The sequence below is a fragment of the Vibrio bathopelagicus genome (assembly GCF_014879975.1).
GTDB lineage: Bacteria > Pseudomonadota > Gammaproteobacteria > Enterobacterales > Vibrionaceae > Vibrio > Vibrio bathopelagicus.
Window position 1 is genome coordinate 987,214 of record NZ_CP062500.1, and the last position, 23,764, is coordinate 1,010,977.

Consider the following 23,764-nt stretch of genomic DNA (forward strand, 5'->3'; position numbering starts at 1 on the left):
CCCATGGCAACATTAGATTTAAAGCAGATCCGTAAAACCTATCGCAACGCGGACAACGAAACGTTAAAGGGCATCGACATCAGTATCGATTCGGGGGAATTTTTGATACTTGTCGGCCCTTCGGGGTGTGGGAAGTCCACCCTAATGAACACCATTGCTGGGTTAGAAAATATTAGCTCAGGTGAGATTGTGATCGACGGTGTAGACGTGGCGCAGGTTGAACCCAAAGACCGCGACATCGCGATGGTATTCCAATCCTACGCGCTTTATCCGAACATGACAGTGCGAGGCAATATCGCTTTCGGTTTGAAGATTCGCAAGATGCCGCAACAAGAGATTGATGCTGAGGTCAATCGAGTGGCAGAAATGCTGCAAATTGAACAATTGCTGGATCGTAAACCGTCGCAACTTTCTGGTGGTCAGCGCCAACGTGTCGCGATGGGTCGCGCTTTGGCTCGTCGTCCTAAGCTGTATCTATTTGATGAGCCGCTTTCTAACTTGGACGCTAAGTTACGCGTTGAGATGCGCCACCAGATCAAGCGTTTGCACCAAAAGCTCAACACCACGATTGTTTATGTAACCCATGACCAAATTGAAGCGATGACACTCGCTGACCGTATCGCAGTAATGAAAGACGGTGAACTGCAGCAGCTCGGCACGCCACAAGAGATCTACACTAAGCCAAATAATATGTTTGTCGCAGGTTTTATGGGTTCACCGTCAATGAACTTCATTAAAACCATGGTGGATTTGGATGAGGAACAGAATCCGATCATCAAGGTGGTTGGCACGGCAGATCAAGAGCACCATATTCGTTTGCCACAAAGTATGCGTGATCAAGATGGCAAGGAGTTGGTGATTGGGTTGCGTCCAGAGCACATCACCGAGCAGCAAGGTGATGATCTGTCAGCAACCACAAAATTGGATTTACAGTTAGAAGTTCTAGAGCCGACAGGGCCAGATACTATCGCGATGGTCAAAGTAAACGACCAAGAAGTGGCGTGTCGCTTATCGCCAGAGTTTGAAGTGTCAGTAGGGCAAATGGCTCCACTTCATTTTGACCTATCAAAAGCGGTTTTCTTTGACGCGCAGACCGAAGCCAGAATTGATTTTTAATTTCTAGACACACCCACACGACTATCTAACACCTCATCACTTGATGAGGTGTTTTGCTTCTAGCCACCTCTTACTTACATTAATGATAAAATCATCAGTAGCGACTATGCTTTATTTGATACTTATTCCTAGGAAAAGGAAAGTTGTAATGAGAGTTCATATAATTGCAGGAGCGGTGACACTCGCTCTGTTTTCCTCTTCTGTCTTGGGGGTGGTAAACCAAGATTTAAGAGATAGCTATATTGTTGTGTTGAAGAATAATACCTCCGTGTCGCGAGCGAGTGATATTGCCCGTGAAGTTGCTAACGGGCACGGTGTGGTTGGATATCAATATAGCCATGTTCTGAAAGGATTTTCACTCAAGGTGCCTGAGCAAGCACTCAAAGGTCTTAAAAATAGGTTCCCTGAAATTGAATACATAGAGCCAGATATTGAGATGCATGCTTTACCGCGAGGAGGAAAACCCGGTAGAGGTGGCGGCGGAGGTGGCAATGTTGAACGAGCTGATCAGCAAACGCCGTGGGGTGTAACGAGAGTGAATGGTGGGACTGTGGATATGAGTAGTTCCTCATCCGTTGCATGGGTGATTGATTCAGGTATTGACAGTAATCATCCTGATTTGAACGTAAATAAATCACGCGGTGCTAATTTTACCCGTGGTAAGAAGACCAACACGAATGATGGGAATGGCCACGGTACACATGTTGCGGGAACGATAGGAGCTTACGACGATGGCTTTGATGTCATCGGTGTTGCGCCCGGTGTGGAAGTGATCCCTGTTCGAGTCCTAGATAATAGTGGCAGTGGTTCAATGTCTGGAGTTATTGCTGGTGTTGAACATGTGGCGATTAATGGTAGTGCGGGTGATTGTGCCAATATGAGCTTGGGAGGTTCAGGGTATTCGGCCGCATTGGAAACTGCTATTCAAGCTGCTGCTGCACAGGGGATCTTTTTCTCTATCGCTGCGGGTAATTCTGGGTTAGATGCGAATGGTTTTACACCAGCGAGTACGAATGGCACAAATATCTTTACGATCTCTGCATTTGAAGAGCTCAATGATAATTTCGCTTACTTTTCAAATTATGGCGCCGATGTTGATTACGCTCAACCGGGAGTCGATGTGTTATCGACCAAAGCGGGTGGAGGCACTGTTTCTTATAATGGTACCTCAATGGCAGCTCCTCACTTCTGTGGCGTCATATTAGCGAGTGGGTTAGGTCATGGTGAAATACCATCAACAGATGGAACGGTAAATAATGACCCAGATGGCAATGCTGATCTTATCGCTGTGAAGTAAGAGACTCCGGCTGGGAATTGACGAAGATCTTTTTGATAAGTGATATACCAGTATCGACATAATAAAAAGCGACCTGATGGGTCGTTTTTTATTGTGAATAATCATCGAGTAGACAGTTAATTATCATCAAAGCTGATATTTAGTGTGATGTGGCTATATAAAGCTGACGTAGAAACGCGTAGGATCGAGCTACTTTAGACTCAATACTAGGTTGCACTTTAGTGCATAAACAGAAGAATACATGAAACTAACAGCAAAACCCTCAGCTAGTAACGCTTTACTTATTTCTATTACGACACCGGATTTTAAAGGTGACGAAGCAAAAGAGTCTCTTGCCGAACTTGCTCGCTTAGTGACAACCCTAGGGTTTAAAGTCGTAGGCACACAATCGCAACACCACAGCTCATCACAACGACAAAACGTGTTGGGTGCTGGTAAGCTTGCTGAAATCGCTCACCTAACTGGTTACCAAGGCTCTATTGAAGAAGCTGAAGATGAAGATTTTCTTGATGAATCAGGCCTGTTCGATTCTGAAATCGACGAGTTAGATTTTGATGATCTTCCAACGGGCAATTTCCAATACGGTGCCGCTGATGTTGTGGTATTCGACTGTGATTTAAGCCCATCTCAACTGCGTACTGTTGAGGCTAGTTTGGGTGTGGAAGTATTTGACCGTACTGGCATCATTATCGAAATCTTCAGTCGTCACGCTCGTACTCGTACTGCTCGTCTGCAAGTTGATATCGCTCGTCTAAACTACTTAGTTCCACGACTTCGTGAAGTGGCTGAGGGTGATAAAGAGCGCCAAATGGGTCAGGGTGCAGGTGAAACTTCACTAGAGCTAGATCGTCGTAATGTACGTGACCAAATTGCTGCGCTTAAGCGTGAGCTGGTTAGTGTACAAGATGAAATGAAGACCCGACGCACAAGGCGCGCGGAGCTTTTCACTGTTGCTCTAGTTGGCTATACCAATGCCGGTAAATCTTCGATGATGCGTGCAATGACCGCAACCGAAGTGGTAGGTGAAGATAAACTGTTCGCAACGCTAGATACTACGGTTCGTGCGCTTCAGCCGATTACTCAGCCGCGTATCTTAGTTTCAGATACCGTTGGTTTCATCAAGAAACTGCCACACGATCTTGTTGCTTCATTTCACTCAACGCTAGCAGAAGCGCATGATGCTTCTTTGTTGCTTTATGTGGTTGATGCTTCAGACGTTTCATTCCGAGCACAGCTTGATGTGGTACACGACGTATTAGCGCAAGTGGGCGTTGAAGGTAGCGAAAAACTATTAGTGCTGAATAAGTGCGATAGATTGACTGAAGAACAGCAATTAGCGCTGATTGAAGAGTTCCCAGATGCGATGCTGACGTCAACTCGTGATCCGTTAGATATCACTAAACTGCATAAATACATCGTTGGTGTTGCTGAAGAAGGCATGATCGAAGAAGAGATCACTATCCCTTATTCTGGACAAGGCATCATCGGTGAGATTCGCTCAAACATGAGTGTGGTTAAAGAAGAGTACGACTACGAACATATTAAATTAACGGTTCGTTCAAGCGCGATTGATTTAGCGCGTTTGAAAAAGCGTATGCAGAAGTCTTAATTGTCTATCTAGTTGAGATAAGAACGTCCAAAAAAAGCGACCTAAGTGGTCGCTTTTTTTATTCGTTGAGCCTAGCTAATCTAAGTTTAGCTAAGTTATGAGTTACTTACGCCATTCTTTGGGTCGGCTTCCAGCGTGCAAGTTTTGGATCAAGCTTGATACCTTGCGAAGTCAGCAGGTTAACACGTGCTAAGTAAGCCGCACCGTGCATCAGGTGCTTGGCTAGGTCTACTGCATTACGTTGTTGGTAATCATCTAGGTAGCTGTCTTTTGCCCATGCGTTGAATGCGCCAAGTGCAGGGCCAGCCCATACTTGATAATCCATTTCACGGCCTTGTTCGCCTGTGTTTGACCAACGGCTAGAAAGACCCAAGTACCAGCGGAAAATCAACGCCATTTTACGTTTCGGGTTGCCTTCAGCACGTTCGATCTGTTTCGGGTCGCGTTCGTTAAAGTGAGCCACAGTGCCAGCCCAAATATCATCCAGTGTTGAACGGAATACTTGCTTCTCTAGTTTCAGACGCTCTTCTACTGGAATCGCTTCAATTGAGTCGTAACGTGTGTATAGCTCATACAGTTTGTTTGCACGCATTGGGAATAAAGTGCCGCGTTTAACCACTTGCAGTTTCACACCCATTTCGAACATGTCTGCCGCTGGGGCCATAGTCACGTCAGCCATTTCAGTTGTCGAAAGCAGCTTACGTGTGTGTTCGCTCGCGCCAGCCTCAACACACGCTTGGTTGATTGAACCAGTAACAATGTAAGCTGCGCCCATGTTAAACGTCGCTAGAGCCGCGTCAGGCGTACCTACGCCACCACCACAACCGACACGTAGCGGAGTTTTGAATTGGTACTGTGCTTGAATTTGCTCTTTCAGTGCAAGTATTGTTGGCAGTAGGGTAACCAGTGGACGGTTATCTGTGTGACCACCAGAATCGGCTTCTGCTGTAATGTCATCAGCCATAGGAACCAGCTGTGCCAGTTCCATCTGTTCTGTTGTGATTCTGCCTTCGTCGACCAAAGCTTGCAGCATTTTCACAGGAGCAGGCTGCATGAACTTACTTGCGACTTCAGTGCGGCTTACCTTAGCAATCACTTTGTTGCCAATCTGAATCTCGCCTTGTGCATCGCGGCTAAGGCCAGCGGCACGATAGTGAACGATTTGCGGTGTTAAACCTAAGAATGCAGAAGCCTCAACCGTTTTCACTTTGTGCTTCAAAAACAGCTCTACACTGCCACGTTCTAGCGCGGGTTCACTTGGACTGTGAATCAGGTTAAACGCGTAAGGGCCGTTTGGCAGTGCTGCTTGAATACGGTTAATCGCTTGCTCAACGCGAGACGGGATTAGGCCTGCCGCACCAAATGAACAAAGAATGCCAGCCTGACCAAGTGCAATCACCAACTCTTCAGATGAAATGCCATTTGCCATTGCACCTGCATAGTAAGCGTATTTTACGCCGTGGCAGCGACGAAAATCTTCGTCGCCTAGGCTTTGTGTACCAAGAGCTGGAGCAAAGGCGCTGACAGGTTGGCTGTTCGCAGAACTTGCTGAATCGCCCGATGCAATCTCAGCTTGTTGGCTTACGCCTAAGCCTTTTTCTGGGTGGTTCACTACGTAACAAGCAAGGCTTAAGTCTTTTAATATTGTCGACATTGCTGCGTTATCGAAATGGGTAGTGCTCCCTTCAATCTGCCAAGGCCACGGAGATAGCTTTTCGTTATTGATAGTGGTTTGAGTTGTCATACTAAATTCTTTCCTAATTCTTTGTCTCTAATGGCGGCTTAAGCTTTATTGATAGCAGGGGCTTTATCGATAACAGGAGCTTCTTCGATACAAATTGCGATGTCTTTCACTTCGTAAATACGCAGACCATCTTTGCTCAGGTTTGCGTCGCCAACGATGATGCGTTTACCGTCTTCGTCTTTAATCGCAGTGATGTGTACATCCAGAGACATCTGCTTGTTCAGAGGGTTAATCTGACCACGGTATTTCCATTTCACTTCAGATTGGATTTGACCAAACTTCGGATTGCGGAAGCCAGCGCCAAGATCTTTGTTTAGCGCGTAGGTTTGCATCAGTTCGATGATCGCTTCGACACCTAGAGAGCCAGGCATTACCGGATCTTGATGGAAGTGGAACTGGAAGAACCAATCGCTTGGGTCAATCGTACGCTCAGCGTATAGGTAACCTAGACCGTCTTTACCACCATCGCTGGTGATCTGCACAGTATCGATAAAGTTCAAGCGACCGCCAGCCAGTTGGTAGTGCTCTTGCACTTCACCAGTAGCAGAAACAGGTGCATTGAAGTAACGAGTCGTTTTGTCTAGCAGGTTGATGTTTACATCTGGTGTGCGGTTGTTATCAACGTGCCAAGGGTGAGTCACTTTACCGTTGTCCAAACCAAGCTGATCTTTCAGTGCTGCGCCTTTGAAGTAACCAAATACCGCGGTACCTTGGTAGAAAGGCACGCCGTCAGTGCTCAGTTCGAAGCTGAAGCTCTGTACGATGTTGGTGCCCATCATTACGGTTGAAAGTAGACGAGAATCGTTGGTGATCGTTTTACCGCGTAAGTCGACGTTACGTAGCATTTTGCCACTGCCATCTAGGTTGCGGAAAAACAGCTCTTCACCTGGGAAGCCCAGTGTTGTACCCATGTAGCCAGAGATAAAGCCGTTTGGCTGCAATGAAATCTCCATCAGTACCGAATAAGGCATCAAGGTGTGGTGGCTGTTTTCATCAAAGTACCATGCATTTTCTGGCACTTCGTATTCTGCGATACATGATGAAGGTTTCTTAAAGTCGCCACGCTTACCATCGATCTCAACCACACGAGTGGTTAGCTGTAAGTCACCACACGGAGTACGTGGTGGAATCATGCCGCGGTAGATTGAGAAGTCAGGGCCGAAACATTTCTCGATATTACCGGTTGCGAACTCGAACATGTGGTATGGCGTGAACGGAACCGTATCGGGTGTGCGGTTCGGGTAATCAGGCGTTACCGGAGCTTCAACGTGTTGAAGAGGTACCACCCCTTTATTTGATGCAGTTTCTAGATCTTCAATTTGCGCCATCAGTGGTGCATTTGCTGAAGCCTGCTGATTAACGGCTGGTGTATGGCCCAAGTTTTCGATGACAGGGGTCGCGACAGCTGTTTCTAAAGAAGGTAGGTAACGAGTACATTCGTCGTCTTCTTTGATCATCACACCCAAGTTTTGGAAATCAACAATCACTTTGCCGTTCAGCAAAATATCGATGTTAGCTTTCGCGTATGGGCGAGGGCTTAGACCAATCTCGGTCACTTCCATGCGGTAAGTCAGTTCTGCTGATTGCGGTAGAACTTGGCCACGACAACGTACTTGTTGAGGTGCATTTTCAAGCGGTTGGAAACGACCATTTTTAACAAGCGTGTGCATGCCAAGGTGCATCATGAAGAATTGAAGCAGTTGACCACAACCTTCTGCCATCAAAGAGCCAGCCATTACTGAGTCATCTTTGAAGTGACAAGGGAAGTACCAATGCTCAGGTTCTAGCTGTTTGTGACCTTCAATCAGACCAAGTCCCCATGTGCCACCTTGTGGTTCAACACGGCTAACCTTTTCGATCATCATGAACTTCTCAGAGCTGAAGCAAAGAGAAGGCTGGTGGCGATCAGATTGGTGAGTCGGGCCAAAACATTCTGCGATATTTGCGCTAAGCAGGTTACGCAGTTCTTGGTGGTTAAACTGGGTTTTAGGGCAGTGCAGAATCGGGTCGAAGCGTTGCTTAGTTGCAAGCTTACGAGCCTTGATTTCGTCTTCTGTGTGGATAACACCTTTGCCGTCAGCCAGTTCTTCGTCTGTGAAGAAGCCAGCACAGCCGTTATCCATTTTCAGGATCATCTTGTCGCCAACGAAACACTCGTACGAGAAGAAGAAAAGTAGCGTGTCGCCATTGCGAGCAAAGCTGTTGATTGAGATGTCGTAACGGAGTGTATCGCCACCACGAGGCAAGTCGCCAAGGAAGGTCAGCGTACAATCGAGTAGGCGATAAACGCGCTCGCCTTTGTTTTCGAAATCAATGCCTAAGTAGCTGATTAGCATTAGGTCACATTGACCAGATTCTACCGCTACTGCCCAAGGGATCTGACCATCAACAAGATACGGCGCATCAACTGGGATGTCGTATTCGGTGGTCATTGTGCTTGGCTTGTACTCGTTCACTGTCGCGTTGAGCTTAGTCACACGAGATACCAATAGGTAGTCGGTGGTTGGCAAACGAACGCGGCGCGAGTAGCTATCGATGATCGCGTAATCAGGGCCAAATACGTTAGCGATGTCGCCTTCAGCGTATTCAACCAGATCATCGTAATCCCAGATACATGGCTTACGAACGGGCTTCACAGGTGCAGGAGTCGCTAATACGTTGACTGGCACTGACTGGACCTGAGCTGGTTGAGCTTGAACAGGCTGAGCTGATGTTTGTTGACCATTCGTTTGTTGAGAAACGGCTGAGCTATCTAAACCAGCCGTAACTGCGTTTAGCTGTGCTTTTAATAGTGCATCAGCCATCTGCATACCTTGGGCACGAGTGTGCAAGAATGCTTTGTGTACTTGCTGCGCTGCTTGCTGATTTTGAGCAAAAGCTTGGTTGTATGGTGTTACAGACGGCTGTGATGCTGCATCCGTATTAGCGTCGATGTTCGATACGCCATTTTTAGCTGATAGGACATGAGTCATATTGCTGTGGTTACCTGTTTGCTGACTGTGGCGAGTTGGCGCCAGAGTAGGGGATACTGATGTAGGAGTTTCAATTACTGGCTCTATCGCATTCTGCGCTAATGCTTTCTTCTCTAACTCTTTTTGCGCAAGGGCTGCTTGAATGCTTGCTGTCGTTGGAGTCGACGCCACTCTTGCTGCTTGTTTGCCAGAAGCTTTCTGCTGAATCGCAGCCAAGTTGGTCACTGGGGTTTGGGCAATATGTTGATAAATATCGCGACCACCTAATGTTACTTGCTTAACCAATTGACGCTTAGCATCACTCGCCAGCTCACTGCTTAAACGAACAGAAAGTGATTGAGATTCAACACTCGATTGGCTTAGTAGCAGCTGTGAACATTGTCCTTCGCTGATGTTGGCAACAATCGCGTTCTTAGAACTGACATTCGGATTCAGAGGTGCAAGGTTCAGGTTGAGCAGACCGTGTAGCAGGCTTGCCATGCCAGAAGCAGCAGAGCAGTGGCCTACACGTTGACTTGCTTGAGTCGTCTTTGTGCTCCCTAAACTTAGAGACGAAGACTGATCTGATGAAAACAGATGTAATGAAGACTCTGGTGCATGGTTAAGCTCAAGCAGAGAAACATCGTTCGAGCTCATGCCAACTTGAGTTAGTAACTCATCAGCAACGGCATTGTTACGCTCGCTTGAACCAAAAGCCAAAGCGTTGATGCTGCCGTAAGCCGTGTCTTGGTTGCTAGCTACTCGACCTTCTTCAACAAGAACAACCGCACCTGCGCCTTCGCCCACATTCCAATTGCCGTCTTGTGGTTGTCCGAACTTTGAAGCAAGCGATACTGTGCTCACGCTGTTCTTCAGAATCACATGCTCTGCACTGCCGCTTAGGTCAACGGCTGCAATCACGACTGCGTCCATTGATTCTTGCGACATTAAGTTTTGCGCGACATCGATACAACGAGCAACCGACTGTTCAGCGGCTGAAATCGTAAAGGCAGGGCCATTAAAGTCCCACAATGAAGAGATACGCGAAGCCATGATATTGCCGATGAAACTGGTGTATTGGTTCAGCTTGGCTGCGTCCATCACACTGTCCATCGCGATGGTTTCTAGCGATTGGTATTCGTCTTGTGTTAGCTCAATACCCATGTTGGCAAAGCTGTCAGCCAGTTGGCTATGCAGGTTTACGCGTCCACGGAATTGGTGCATCTCAAGCTCAGTTTCCATTGCGACGAGTACAGCAACTTTTTGACCAGCAACAAGCTTGGCATCTTTGATCGCTTCGTCTGCAACTTTCATCAGTAGCAACTGCTGAGAGATCAAGCGGTCATCTTCATTAGGTGGCACTTTAAAGCGTAGGAAATCGAGATCGAATTGATCGATGTACGCTCCGTTTGGAATGCCGTGTAAACCAAACTGATTCAGTAGCTCTGGGTGTTGGTCTAAGCCTTTCCAGCGTTTCTTAGGCAAAGTAATGAAAGCATCGTTGTTGGTTTCAATCGCAGTGCTCAGCGCGTTGATATTTTGCAGAGAACCGAAGTGAGATGCTAGGCCAGTAATGCTTAAATTAGACGGCTGTAGGCTTGGGGACGCTGGCTCTAAAGTCTGGTTTACATTACTCGTGTCTGAATACGCTTCAAGCAGTAAGTGAGCGTTACACCCACCGAAACCAAAGACAGAAACACCCGCGCAGCGCTCTGAGTTGCCCGCTTTACTTGGCCAAGGTTGAACCTGAGTTGGTAGGGTCTGTGAACCAAATAAACCTTCTGGCGAAGACAGTGGTTTATCCAAGTTAATACTTGGAGGAAGTACGCCTTCTTTCATCGCAAAGATCATCTTCATGATCCCTGGCATACCTGCCGCAGTCAGCAAGTGGCCGAGGTTTGACTTCGCAGAGCCAATCAATGGCGGGTTAGAACCATTCAACTTGTCAGCAAAGAATCGCTCCATTGAGGTTAACTCAACCTTGTCACCTAGTGGTGTGCCGGTTGCGTGACACTCAATCACTTCGATGCTGTCTGGTGATAAGTTCGAAGCCTCGTAAGCGCGTTCAAAGGCTTGTACTTGTCCTTTGCTATTTGGGCTTAATACGAACTGGCCACGGCCATCGTTCGACAAGCCAATACCGCTGACAACTGCGTAAATATTATCGCCATCACGCTCTGCATCAGCTAAGCGTTTTAGGACTAAAACACCGGCACCTTCGCCAGCAAACAGACCTTTACTGTTGCTATCAAACGGAACCGAAACACCGTGGTCTGGGTAAGCGTGGAAGATGGAAAAACCCATGTTGATAAAGAATGGGTCAGCACCGGATACCGCGCCTGCCAGCATCATGTCGGCTTTGCCCGTGTTCAGGTAATCACACGCTAACTTCAATGAATACACCGAGCTTGCACACGCTGCGTCTAGGCTAAGTTGCACGTTGCCTAGACCCAATGCATCAGCCACTAACTTAGAGGCGTTATGAGCTGCAGCACCATTGATAGGGTTGAGGTCTTGAGCGGTTTCATTGGTTGGTAGCAGTGAAAACTGGTCATTAGCTAATTTATCTTTAAGTGCTTTCTCGACCACCGAGTGATACATCGGCAGAAACAAGTCGTTTGAACGTGTCGTTGGGAACGAAAGGGCACCCATGATCACGCCTGTGCGCTCTAAAACATCGGCATTTAAATCAATACCTGCGTCGGCTAAAGCCTTACGACTGGTATCCAAAGCCCAAAGGAAACTCTGGTCAACACCGTTGAATGACTCTGTTGCTAAGCGATAGCCATTGCTATCGAAATTGAAGTTTTCGATGTAGCCGCCTTTATCACAATAAAAGCGATCCGACTCACCTTGCACACCCTGATAGCTTTCAGGTTTAGCGCCTAACTTTTCGGCGCTTAATGTGGTTCGAGAATCTTTTTTATTCAGCAAGTTTTGCCAAAAGTCTTTTGGCGTATCAGCTTCTGGGTATTGGTTAGCAATACCGACAATCGCGATCTTAGTGCACTTCACTTGCTGTTTGTTCTGATATTGAGAACTCATACTAGCTCTCCTTGATGATTTACTGCTCTGCCTTCAGGTACACCACTTACTTGCTTAGCGGCGGTCATCTGTTGTTCTAGCCCTTGAAGAAGTGGCTCGACAGACAGTGGGATTTGATGAGTAATGAGCTGACCAATGCACTTGATGAGCGTGACAACATCGTCGCCCCCCTTGGCATTGGAAGCGATTGTGCAGTATTGGTCTGCTACGTTGTCGCTACGATTGATCTTGTCGATCAATGTGCTGGTTTGACGATCGGCACCCACTTCGACAAACAAACGCGCGCCTTGTTGACGTACACTCTGGACCAACGCGGTGAAGTCCAGCGTTGAACAGAAAGTGTCGGCAATCGAAAGGGCAATGCTGTCGCTGTCGATATTGATTGGTGAGCCCGTCGGTAGACCTGCAGCGCTGATAAAGCGGATATGCTTTGGCAACTTGTCGAACAGTGGTTGAGTGTAAAACTCACGCACTTGGCTATGCTGGCTCAACGCTGGCGTGGTGTGCATTGCAGTAACACGGTTAGCGGCAATGCCACGTTTACCAAGCTTTTTAAGCAATGCTCGACAAGTATTTTCACAGCCAGCAAGTACGCAAGTGTCACCTTGGATAATTGCAAGATAAGCGCGTGGGAACTCTGGTAACAGAGCCTCAATCGCTTGTGCATCACTGCGAACAACAAAGCTATTCCACTGGATGCTTTCGTCGCTGTTCAGCTGCCAATTTTGACGTACTGCTGTGAGTTCGCCAGAAATAGCCGTCGTGAAAATAGGGCTAGTTTGGGTCATCTCAATCAGTGCATGTGGGTTTCTCCAAACGTTTAAGCTGGCCCACATTGAGGCTTCACCCTTGGAGTAACCCAAGGCGAAATCTGGCTGCACTTTGAATTCATCACACAAGAGCTGAGTCAGTAAATAACTACTGCCCACACCTGCAATGGCTAACTCACTGAGCGACATTTCTTGCGCATCGTCAGCGTAGGTTTTCTCAGCCTGCAGCATCTCTTTCAAGTTACCTTCGCGTTCTAAGCGAGCAAATAACTGTGGGAAATGGTGGTGAAATTCGCGCAACATGCCAGGATAAACCGTGCCAACACCAGGGTAAACAAATGCAACACTACCTTTGCTTTGAGGCTTCGGTGAGAAACAACTGCCTGCTGGCGTTTTGTAGTGGCTATTGTCTGCCATTACTTTTGGCAACGCATTTTCTATCGCTGTGATCTCTTGTAGTGCAGCATCAATTGACGCCGCTTGAATCACGATGTTCGCGCCAAGGTCAGCATTGTGCTGAACGCTTTGGAAGTGATTTAGGTTTGAATGCATCAGGGTGGCGATAGCAAGTTCGCTGTCCGCCGAATCGCTAATGCATTTAAGCTCTGCTTTTAACGAGGTTAACTGAGAAACCAATTCGGCTTGCTCATTGCCTGAAACCACAAACATCAAACGTTCGCTCGATAGCAATGGTTTTGGTTCTTGCAAACCGGTCGCTTGAGTCAATATCAGGCTGGTGGATTTCTGGTTTTCTTCGCTGAAGGTTAACGCAGCAACACGTGCTTTGTTCGGTTCAGTGAACCAATAATGGCTCGGTAATGAACGGCTCGATATCGCCTCAATCATATTCAACAACTCATTAAACTGCTGCGAAGCAGATAGGGTTGAGTATTGCTGTTGATGGCTTAAATCCGAAGTTGGGCGGCGTGCAATATCCAGAGCAAGCTGAACGCTATCTCCATTATCTAGATCAAGAGCTTCGGCAAAGCCCGCCAAATTTGCGTGTGGGTGAATCTTATTCTGAGCAGCATTCAGCGCACTTAACATCAACAATGATGGTGAGTGAGAATCCAAACAGAGTTTAACAGCAGCGCCTTGATTTATAGTCTCAATCGCACGGCTAAGTGCTTGCTTAAAATTGCTGTCAACTACAACAGTAACCATCTCAGGAAACGAAGGTAATAAGTCGGCAGAAAGCCCAGCCGCGTTTGCTGGCTGAGCTAAAAGAGCGATGCGCAATGGCATCGCTTTATTAGTAGGAACAGTCACTATGACAATTGCTCCTTTTCTGCGTTCTTAGTAGCCTCTTTCTTCGACACTGCTGAGCTAGATTTTGGCAAAAATGCGTCATTTAAGCTCTTGCTGATGGTGACTTTGGCACCTTTCATTACCGCGCTTAAACGACCATCTTGGTGGTAAAGCGAGATATCAGCTTGCAGCGAACGAGCCGTGCTTTTTATCACGCTGAGCTCTAGCCAACCTTGGTCACCATTGTGCATTGGTGCGTAACAAATAAACTCACCAATTGCAGACGGTAGGCTTGCCGCGCCGTACTTCAATCGAGCCCATACCAGCATTGCTTGCAACAGATAATCTTCAGCAAATGGTTGGCTATCGCCAAAGTCTTGCTTAGGAATAAATGATCCGCAGTCGCTGTTTTCAATCTGAGGCAACTGGCACTGAGCCAATAAGCCTAAGTCGTCAAAGCGTTCAACTGAGGTAATACCTTGCAATCTTGGTCCATGAAACAGAGTGCCGTCACTGTATAGAGCTTGTGCCGTTGTTACGGGTGCTGAAGTATTGGCTTCAAAACGCTTTACTGACGCTTGTTGAACATCTTCAGACACTTGTACAGAGGCGACTTGCAACTGAGCTTGATACTGTGGTCGCCCTTGGCAACTGATCACCGCTTTTAGCTGATCTTTTGATTTAGCGTCAGAGGAAAGAACCAGTTTCAGCTCTTGCACTTCATCGGTATCAAAAATCACACCTTTCAGCAGTTTGTATTGGTGAACGCTAACGTTCACCCCTAACAGTTGCTCAGCCACTTCACGCATCCATTGGATGGCACACACTGTCGGTAACACTGGGTTACCGGCAATGCAGTGATCTTGAATGAAAGGCAATGCCTTCGGATCAAGATGACGTGTCACAGTGATGCTTGTATTCAGCGGACTCTTTGCAAGATGCATAGACTCCGCATTAAGCTTTTTTACAGCAGCTTCCTTGTTGTCAGAACCTTGCATGCTCGTACCAACCAGCAATTGAATGCCAGTTTCGTTCAGTAGCTGAGAACTAAACAGCTCTGCACCCGCCTGAAGAGGGATCACGTAAACACCGCGCTCTGTAAACATACGTTTCAGTGCTGCGTTGACCATGCCACCGTCCCACGGTCCCCAGTTGAAGCTCATCACTTTCGCTTGAGGGTTACGCGCAGACAATTGCAGAGCCGCTTTGTTTAGGATCTCGTTAGACATCGAGTAATCACTTTGGCCTGTATTTCCGTAGAAACCCGCTGCCGAAGAGAACATCGCAATCAGCTTTAGCTTGCTGCTATCAAGACCACCAAGAACCGCTTCTAATCCACCCACTTTCGTGCCGTAAACCATGTTCAGTTCATCAAGCGTTTTATCTTGAATGTGTTTGTCAGCCAGTACACCTGCACCGTGGATAAGACCCGTAATGCCGTCGAAGTTTGCCAGCGTTTTCGCTACTGACTCATGGTTCGACACATCTAGGCTTAGGTATTCAGCGCTCGCGCCAATCTCGTTGAAAGCGGCAAGTGCTGCGTTGATTTCAAGGCTGCTCAATACAGGTTTTAGCAAGGCATCAACTTTCTTCGGCGTTGGTTTGTCACCTGTTGCTTGTAGGTGAGCGATAGCCGCTGGTTTTAGCTCTTTCTCTTGCTTGCCTTGTGCCCACTGAGGTAGCTCAGCTGAAGTAATATGCTTACTACGACCTGCAAGAATGAAGTGAGACTTACATTGCTTAGCAAGCGTCAGTGCACATTCAAACGTCACGCCTTTAGCACCACCCGTGACGAGAACTTTGTCGCTCTTGGTTAGTTGAGCGCCTGTGTTTTTCGTTTGAGCAGCACCTGGTGTTGTCGCAATCAATGTTGCACGACCAGATTCACCACTTTCCGCTTGGCTAAGGCCGATTTCCACCGTGTTGGTGTCGATATCGAACAGTTCGCCAGTGATAGCTTCAGCAAGGTGACGAGCATCAATAGAAGCATCAGCATCCAATGCACGGCAGAACACGTTTGACCATTCGTGGCTCAGTGTCTTAGTTAGACCAGACAGCGCTGCTTGGTTAAGTTCTGCATTCGCTAATTGCTTAGCCTCTAGGTAACCAAAGCCACCATCGATACGGCTTAGTGTGAAGAACACGCTGCGACCAGAAACCGCATTCAGTTGGCCATTTAGGTGCTTCGCGAATAAGAACGCTGTCGTCAGTGAAGTTCTTGAGTCTGCATTCAAGTTAACAGCTTGCTCGTTGCTTTGCTTAGCATCAACGATAGCTTGTAGGTGAATGAAGCCAGCAATCACTTTCTTTGATGTTTTCAGGTCTGCTTCGATGTCGTTAATAACTGCAGTCACACCAGCATCATCAACACTGTTGAGTGTGTAGCTTGTGATTTCACTGTTTAAAGGTGAAGCGGCAGAAAGAGCACTACGTACTACAGCAACTTGAATGCCGTTAGCGGTCAACTTTTCTGCTAGAACACCGGCGTTGTGACCATCATCGGTGATCACGACACAAGCGTCTTTTGAGAAACAATCGACGAGTTTATCTGCCGCTGGTAGCTTTTTTAGCGCTACCTCATTGTGTGGAGGAAGTTCTGTTGTCGCTGCTTCTGTGATAGGCGTTACAGGTTGAGCTTGAGGAGTCGCTACTGGTGCAGCTGCCGATAGCTTGCTTTGCATGTAAGTAACGATTTCACCCAAAGTACGACACTCAGCTAGGTCTTCAGGGTTTAGTTCTGGCAGCGTTGGTAGCTGGTCTTGAACCGTACCCAGGATCTCAACACGTTTGATTGAGTCGATGCCAAGGTCAGCTTCCATGTCCATCGCTAGGTCGAGCATTTCTGCTGGGTAACCAGTTTTGTCGGCAACCACTTCCATCATGGTTGATTGAACATGAGCAGGGTTTAGGTCGTTGCTCGCGCTTTCTACAGCAGGAGCTTCTGTCGCAGTTTCCGAACTAGGAGCTAGCTTACTGTTCATGTAGTCAACGATTTCACCCAGAGTACGACACTCAGCTAGGTCTTCAGGGTTCAGCTCTGGCAATGTTGGTAGCTGGTCTTGAACCGTACCAAGGATCTCAACACGTTTGATTGAGTCGATGCCAAGGTCAGCTTCCATGTCCATTGCTAGGTCTAGCATTTCTGTTGGGTAGCCAGTTTTATCAGCCACTACGCTCAGCATTGTGCCTTGAACTTGTTCTGCGTTTAAACCGTTTGATACTGCTTGCACTGGTGCAGATACTTGAGTTACTACTGGAGCAGAAGCTGGAAGCTTACTGTTCATGTAGTCTACGATTTCGCCTAGAGTACGACACTCAGCGAGGTCTTCAGGGTTTAGCTCTGGAAGAGTCGGTAGCTCGTCTTGAACCGTACCTAGAATTTCAACACGCTTGATTGAGTCGATACCAAGATCTGCTTCCATGTCCATTGCTAGGTCTAGCATTTCAGTCGGGTAGCCCGTCTTCTCTGCTACCACTTCTAACATGGTTTTTTGAACGACAGCGGCATCTAGTCCGTTGTTAGATGTTACCGGAGCAACTGCTGTTGCTTGTGAAGACACTGGAGCAGAAGCTGGAAGCTTGCTGTTCATATAGTCAACGATTTCGCCAAGAGTACGACACTCAGCTAAGTCTTCAGGATTTAGCTCTGGAAGAGTAGGCAGTTCATCTTGAACCGTACCAAGGATCTCAACACGTTTGATTGAATCGATACCAAGGTCTGCTTCCATATCCATTTCTAGATCAAGCATTTCCGTTGGGTAACCTGTCTTCTCAGCAACCACTTCTAGCATGGTTTGTTGAACGACTTTTGCATCAAGACCGTTAGCTGCTTGAACAGGAGCGGTTGCGCTTGGCTGTGCTGCAACAGGCGCTGATGCTGGCATCTTGCTGTTCATGTAAGTAACGATTTCACCAAGAGTACGACACTCAGCTAAATCTTCAGGATTCAGCTCAGGTAGGTTTGGCATTTCGTCTTGAACGGTACCAAGAATCTCTACGCGTTTGATTGAGTCGATACCAAGGTCAGCTTCCATGTCCATTTCTAGATCAAGCATTTCCGTTGGGTAACCCGTTTTCTCGGCTACCACTTCGAGCATCACTTTTTCAGCATCGGCTGTTTGTACTGCTGCTGGTGCAGCCACAGGAGCTGGTTGCGCTTTAACTGGCACAGGTTGAGCTGCAACAGGCGCTGCCGCTTGAGCCGCTACTTGTGGTGCAGGAGCGGCTTTCTGTACTGGAGCTTGCTGAGCGACTGAATTTTGAACTGGCGCAGCTTGTACAGCGGCTGTTTGCACTTGAGCTACAGGCTGTTGGACGACAGCTGCTGGAGTCGATGGAGCTTGAATCGCTGGCTGAGCATTTACTGGCGCAACGAAGGTTGGTTGTGCCGTTTGCACTGAACCTTGCGTCAGCATATTGAGTGCCGAGTTGTTGTTGTGCGATTGCATCTCTAGGTAATGAGCGTGAGCTTTTAACGTCTCAGCTTGGTGCTGATGGAACATATCCATAGAACGTTGTAGGTTCTCTGGGATTGCTACGCCTGCCGTTGCCATTTTTGCTTGCTCAGACATTAGCGTGTTGAACGTGTCACCGTATTGCTGAGGAATAGCCAAGAATTGCTGATGTACTTCGGCTGCTTGTTGTTGAGCGTTGAAGAACGACTGCAGTGAAGATTCATCAACCGTTACTTGGGCTGCTGGCTGAATAGTCGTTGGTGCTGTTTGCGCGACGAGAGGCTGCTGCGCTGCTGATACTGGCGTACTTGATGCTGGTGCAACTGACGGTTGTACATTTGAAGCTTGAGGAGCCGCAACAGGTACTTCAACGATTTCTGTTTTTATCACTTCTTTTTCCACGATTTTCTCGACTTCAACTTTCACTTCCACAATCTCAGTCTTTTCGGTGACGTTGCCCGAAGCCAATGATTGATCCATTTTCTTACGAGTAGCAGGGCTGATGTAGTTGGTTGCGTTCAGCTTGATGTTCATTGGTGATGCCTTTGCAGGTTCAGCAATGTCAGCTTGGTAAGGGTCAATGTTGTCTAGTGAAACACCTGCCACGCACAGTTGAACCGCAGCTAGGCGAAGCTGTTGGTCACTGTCGCCTTTAGGGCTTGGGTTAATGCTGATTGCGTAAAGTTCTTCGTTCTTATCAGCCAATGTTTTCTCAACCAGCTTTTGAAGAATGTTTTTCGGACCGAACTCAACGAATACACGAGCACCTGCTTCATACATCGCTTCAATTTGCTCGCTGAAACGAACCGATTGCAGCATGTGTTGCTTGAACGCTTTCTTAATAGCTTTCGCGTCTTTGCTGTGCAGTTTGCCCGTTGCGTTTGAGTAAAGCGGCAGCGTTGGAGCGCTAAATGAAGCTTTATCAATTGCAGCAGCAAACGGTTTTTGAGCGTGAGCAACAAGCGGCGTGTGGAAAGCACCAGATACTGGCAGAGCAATTGCTTTGAAGCCTTGTTCTGTTAGCGCTTGTGCTGCTTGTTGAACCGTCGCAGTTGGGCCTGCAATAACCAGCTGAGTCGGAGCGTTGTAGTTGGCAATACTCACGCCTTCGAATTGGCTAATGCAGCTTTCAACGGCTGGAAGCTTGTCTGCGTCTAGGATGACCGCAAACATAGTACCGCTGTCGCCTTGTTCAGGTGTCGCTGCCATCGCATCGCCACGAGCGAAAGCTAGCTGGTAGTAATCGTCTTGCGAGATAACACCCGATGCACATAGTGCACTTAACTCACCAAAGCTGTGGCCCGCGACCATGTCTGCTTTGAAGCCAGCTTGAGTCATGATGTCGAACTGACCCATAGACACAGTACCAATTGCACTTTGCGCATTGGCGGTGTTGGTTAGTACAGCTTCTTGAGCTTTGGTTGCTTCTGGTGTGAAAGTTGGAATTGGGAACAGAATTTGCGACAGAGCCGTTTTCTTGTGCTGACCAAATACTTGATCCGCTTGAGCAAGCTGTTGGCGCATCTCAGGGTAATGACAAGCAAGCTCGCGACCCATGTTTAGGTATTGCGACCCTTGACCTGCAAATAGCGCTGCCACTTTACCTGCGCCGTTTTCTGCAATCAGTGCCGACTCTCGGTAGCTAGTACCGTTTGGCATCTGCCAATGTGCTTTGGTTTGGCTCTCAAGCATAGAAACCGCTTGAGTCAGTTGCGCTTGAAGGTCTGCTTGGTCAGTAACGACTAAACCAAGACGTGCATGCTTAGCGTCAACTTCGCGTAGAGCGTGTTGCTCAGCAAGCGTTTCCAGTTTGAACGCAACATCTGTAGCTTGAGTTGAAACCTGCTTGAGCTCATTGATCAGTGCTTGGCGAGACTCTGCGCTGAACAACAGAGTTTGAGGTACTTGGCGCTGACGGTATTTGTCACCGCGAGCGTGTTCTGGTGTGTACTCTTCCAATACAACGTGGAAGTTAGTGCCACCAAAACCAAATGAGCTAATACCTGCACGGCGCGGTGTGCCGTCGATACGTTTCATCCAAGGACGCGTTTGTGTGTTTAGGTAGAACGGTGAGTTCTCGATATCTAACTTAGGATTCGGAGCTGATACGTTAATCGTTGGCGGCAGTACTTTGTGGTGCAGTGCTAATGCAGCTTTGATTAAACCTGCAGTCCCCGCAGTTGATTTGGTGTGACCTATTTGAGATTTCACAGAACCTAACGCAATGTGTTGCTTCTCTTCGTTGTTCTCACTGAATACTGAGTTTAAGCCACCAAATTCAGCAACATCACCCGCTGCAGTACCAGTACCGTGCGCTTCTAGTAAGCCAAGCGTGTGCGGTGCAAAACCTGCATCATCGTAAGCACGTTTCAGTGCTTTAGCTTGCCCTTCAGGGCGAGGCGCGTAAATACTCTTGAACTTACCATCCGACGAAGAACCCACACCTTTAATTACCGAGTAGATTCTGTCGCCGTCACGCTCAGCATCTTCAAGACGCTTAAGTGCAACCATGCCGATGCCTTCACCAATCATCATGCCTTTTGAGTCGATATCGAAAGGTTGAATGGTTTCATTGGTGGTGAATGCTGGGGTTTTAGAGAAGCTCATGTACATGGTTGGTGAGTTATCAGTACACACACCACCTGTGATCATCATTTCACTGCGGCCTTCAACCAGCTCGCTCAGTGCCATGCGCATAGCGGCTAGAGAACCTGCACAAGCAGCGTCTACTACACAATTGATACCACCAAGGTCAAAGCGGTTAGCGATACGACCTGAAATTACGTTACCCAATGAACCAGGGAATGAGTTCTCTTCCCAGTGGATGTATTGGTCTTGGAATTTTTTGATCAGCATTTCGCTGTCTTCGTCGTTGATACCACTGCTCTTGAATACTTTTTTCAAAACAGGGTATTGAAGACGAGCGTTAAGGCTTTGAGCGATCTTCTGACCACCACCAACACCCAGCGTGATACCGATCTTATCGCGGTCGTAGCCTTCAGGCAGCTTGGCATCTTCAAGTACTTCTTTTGCAACGATCAGAGAAAGCAGCTGTGACGTATCAGTCAGTTCTAGGATATTTGGCGGAAGGCCGAACTCCATTGGGTTGAAGTCCACTTCAGGGATGAAACCACCGCGCTTACAGTAAGACTTGTCTGGCGTAGTACGATCTGAATCGTAGTAATCTTCTGGACGCCAGTGCGTATCTGGCACTTCAGTAATTGCATCGATCTTTTCGCTAATAAGGTCCCAAAATTTATTCAGGTAACGAGAGTTTGCAAACATGCTCGCCATACCAACGATAGCCACAGGCATATCTTTAAGGCGTTTATTCAGTCGAGAATCGTCGACTGATTCCGGTGTATTTGTCTCGGGTTGGCTCATTATGAGTCTCCACTAGAAATCACAGAAAGTGATGTCGTGTTTTGAGGCTGCGCTTTTAAAGCTATAGAAAGAAAATCTGAAACAGATTTAGGGAAGCGCAGCTGAAAATTCAGGTTGCTGAGTGGCGGCAACCAGATAGAAATTAGGCTTTCGAAGTGCGTTGACTTACGAGAGTAGGGGAGGTGTTTCATGCGCGACGGTGGCATTCAAATGTTGAGGCGATGTCCATTAAAATCCTGTTCAAAGTCTGACTAAATGACAAGTCGGTATCCGCAAAGAAAACGTGTGAATTTGTTTAATGGTTGAGCAGGCTACCCGAGGTGAGTTGTCGATACAATGCTCCCAGAGGCCACTATGATCTGTTCAGACCAGATGAATTTGGCATGGTTTTGATTTTTGTATTTTTAATTTAATTAACTTATTGATAATTAATGGGTATGGGTTGTTTTTTAGTGTTTTTACTCTATATTTTGACTTGGTGAGATCTATGTCATATTTTTGTAAGTAACATTTAATGGATGCCTCTTGTCTAAGGCTAAGTGTGATCTGTGTTTTAATTTGTTATTATTTGAAAAATTAGTTTTAAGTCCGTATATGAAGGGTGTTTCCCTCCCGTATTCTCTAGGTTCCGCTTAAATCATAGATGAGTTAAATTTGTTCGATTTGGTTGTTCCAATCGTGTTTTGAAGAGTGGTTTATAGAAGTGAGTTCGAGTTAAATGAAAACTCCAGTTATTGATTTGTGGCTATGCTCTCTGAGTAATTTAAATGACCAACCAAACAAGGTATCGCAGCTCAAAAAGAGACTGACAGCCGATGAGATAACCAAAGTTGAGCGGTATCGAATGCCCTCATCTCAGACTCAAGCTTTGTATGTACGAAATTATCTGAGAGCGATCTTATCGCGCTACGCTTGTTTGTCGCCTGAAGAGTGGAGATTTGAATATGGTGAGAAAGGAAAGCCAAGCTTAATTGAGAAACAACAAATAGAAACCGGCCTGAATTTCAATATCAGTCATAGCAAAGAACATTTGTTAATCGCGGTTTGCCAGAAAGAAGGGAAGCAAGTTCAACTGGGTGTAGATATTGAACATGCAAGAAGCTCAACCAATATCGACTCAATCATGAAGCACTGTTTTTCAGATACAGAATTGACGGATTTACTTGAGCTCAGCAAAGAAGAACAGAGAGAGCGTTTTTTCGATCTGTGGGCATTGAAAGAGTCCTACATCAAAGCGACGGGCAAGGGTCTAGCGACATCGTTGCGAAGTTTTTCGTTCGATTTTTCTAACCTGACGGAACAAACACTGCCACTTCACGCTTCGGATTTTCAACCAAACTTGCAGGATGAAATTAGATTGCATGGTGGAATCCGTGTATATGCCGGAGTTGATTTGCGTGTTGCTGAACAAAGCGATATTTCAACAACATGGCAATGTAGCTTAGGGCGATTGGATGACCAGTACCGATTTGCTGTTACGCTTGGTGGAGTGAGTCTTCCAATGCAATTCGAGATGAAAGTTTTCCCTCCATCTCAATTGCTGGTTTAACGTCTGTTGTCCGAATGTCAGTGATCTCAGTTGAATCACTGACTAAAACTAGAATTAACTCGGCTGCCCAAGCATCGCTTTTAATACTTCAGCAGGCACTGGCTGGAGTTGTTTGTCTTTATCTAAACAGACCATTTCGATATCACCAATCACCGCGGGTTTGGTTGCATCTTTACGCCACACTTCCTGGCGCCATAGCGTTTTGTATTTGCCATCGAGTTCAAAAGAGGTTCGGATGTCGCAGATCTCAGCGAACTCAACCCCATCTTGAAAAGTCATGTTGGCTTTATATACCGCAAAACCTAATCCGTGTTCATTCCACAATGTTGCCAATTTATCGCTACCCAATACATGTTCGCGTGCACGCTCAAAGTACTTTAGAAAGTTAGGGTGATAAACCACACCTGAGTGATCGGTATCTTCATAGTAAATTTGTACTGGGTGATGGTAGATCTGGCTCATTGATATCAACTCTTATTAAGTAGCGTTGTAGTAAATCTGACTAAGTTGTGCAGCACTCTACAGGATAGGTTGAAATTACTTCAAGGCATCATCGGTAAAGTCGCTTTTGGTCAGACCTCATTCATTAGTGATACG

Annotated in this window: 10 protein-coding genes; 4 read left to right on the forward strand and 6 right to left on the reverse strand. The window is 47.0% G+C overall.

Translation table 11 applies throughout. The annotated features are described in order from the left end of the window. Positions 1-3 precede the first annotated feature (3 nt). From IHV80_RS04515 to hflX, 3 genes are all read left to right on the forward strand, one after another. Positions 4-1,116: an ABC transporter ATP-binding protein gene (locus IHV80_RS04515; protein WP_192890189.1), complete on the forward strand. Its 1,113-nt coding sequence runs from the start codon at positions 4-6 to the stop codon at positions 1,114-1,116. 148 nt (positions 1,117-1,264) lie between these two features. Continuing rightward, complete coding sequence (locus tag IHV80_RS04520; protein WP_192890190.1) at positions 1,265-2,413, forward strand: S8 family serine peptidase; 1,149 nt, start codon at positions 1,265-1,267, stop codon at positions 2,411-2,413. 241 nt (positions 2,414-2,654) lie between these two features. Beyond that, a complete protein-coding gene (hflX, locus tag IHV80_RS04525) occupies positions 2,655-4,022 on the forward strand; it encodes a GTPase HflX (protein WP_192890191.1) in 1,368 nt (455 codons plus the stop codon). Between the two features lie 106 nt (positions 4,023-4,128). Here hflX and pfaD read toward each other — a convergent pair whose 3' ends face one another. The 5 genes from pfaD to IHV80_RS25395 are packed head-to-tail and all read right to left on the reverse strand — an operon-like array spanning position 4,129 to position 21,809. After that, entirely contained in the window at positions 4,129-5,766 is a 1,638-nt protein-coding gene (pfaD, locus tag IHV80_RS04530; protein WP_192890192.1) for an eicosapentaenoate synthase subunit PfaD, read from the reverse strand. Positions 5,767-5,804: 38 nt separating this feature from the next. After that, entirely contained in the window at positions 5,805-11,762 is a 5,958-nt protein-coding gene (locus tag IHV80_RS04535) for a beta-ketoacyl synthase N-terminal-like domain-containing protein (RefSeq protein WP_192890193.1), read from the reverse strand. After that, positions 11,759-13,801 carry a PfaB family protein gene (locus IHV80_RS04540; protein ID WP_192890194.1) on the reverse strand — a complete coding sequence of 681 codons (2,043 nt, stop codon included), beginning with the start codon at positions 13,799-13,801 and terminating at the stop codon, positions 11,759-11,761. Before IHV80_RS04540 ends, IHV80_RS04535 begins: the two co-directional genes overlap by 4 nt. After that, positions 13,801-21,618 (reverse strand): type I polyketide synthase, encoded by a 7,818-nt coding sequence (locus tag IHV80_RS04545; RefSeq protein ID WP_192890195.1) that lies wholly within the window; start codon positions 21,616-21,618, stop codon positions 13,801-13,803. The genes IHV80_RS04540 and IHV80_RS04545 overlap by 1 nt, the downstream gene beginning before the upstream one ends. After that, the gene (locus IHV80_RS25395) at positions 21,618-21,809 is read right to left on the reverse strand and encodes a hypothetical protein (protein WP_020628682.1); all 192 of its coding nucleotides are present in this window, start codon (positions 21,807-21,809) and stop codon (positions 21,618-21,620) included. The genes IHV80_RS04545 and IHV80_RS25395 overlap by 1 nt, the downstream gene beginning before the upstream one ends. Positions 21,810-22,336: 527 nt before the next feature. Here IHV80_RS25395 and IHV80_RS04550 point away from each other — a divergent pair. After that, the gene (locus tag IHV80_RS04550; RefSeq protein ID WP_192890196.1) at positions 22,337-23,167 is read left to right on the forward strand and encodes a 4'-phosphopantetheinyl transferase family protein; all 831 of its coding nucleotides are present in this window, start codon (positions 22,337-22,339) and stop codon (positions 23,165-23,167) included. Between the two features lie 54 nt (positions 23,168-23,221). Here the strand turns inward: IHV80_RS04550 and IHV80_RS04555 are convergent, their stop codons facing one another. Then, on the reverse strand, positions 23,222-23,629 hold the full coding sequence (locus IHV80_RS04555) for a thioesterase family protein (protein ID WP_192890197.1): 408 nt from the start codon (positions 23,627-23,629) through the stop codon (positions 23,222-23,224). Between the last annotated feature and the right edge of the window lie 135 nt (positions 23,630-23,764).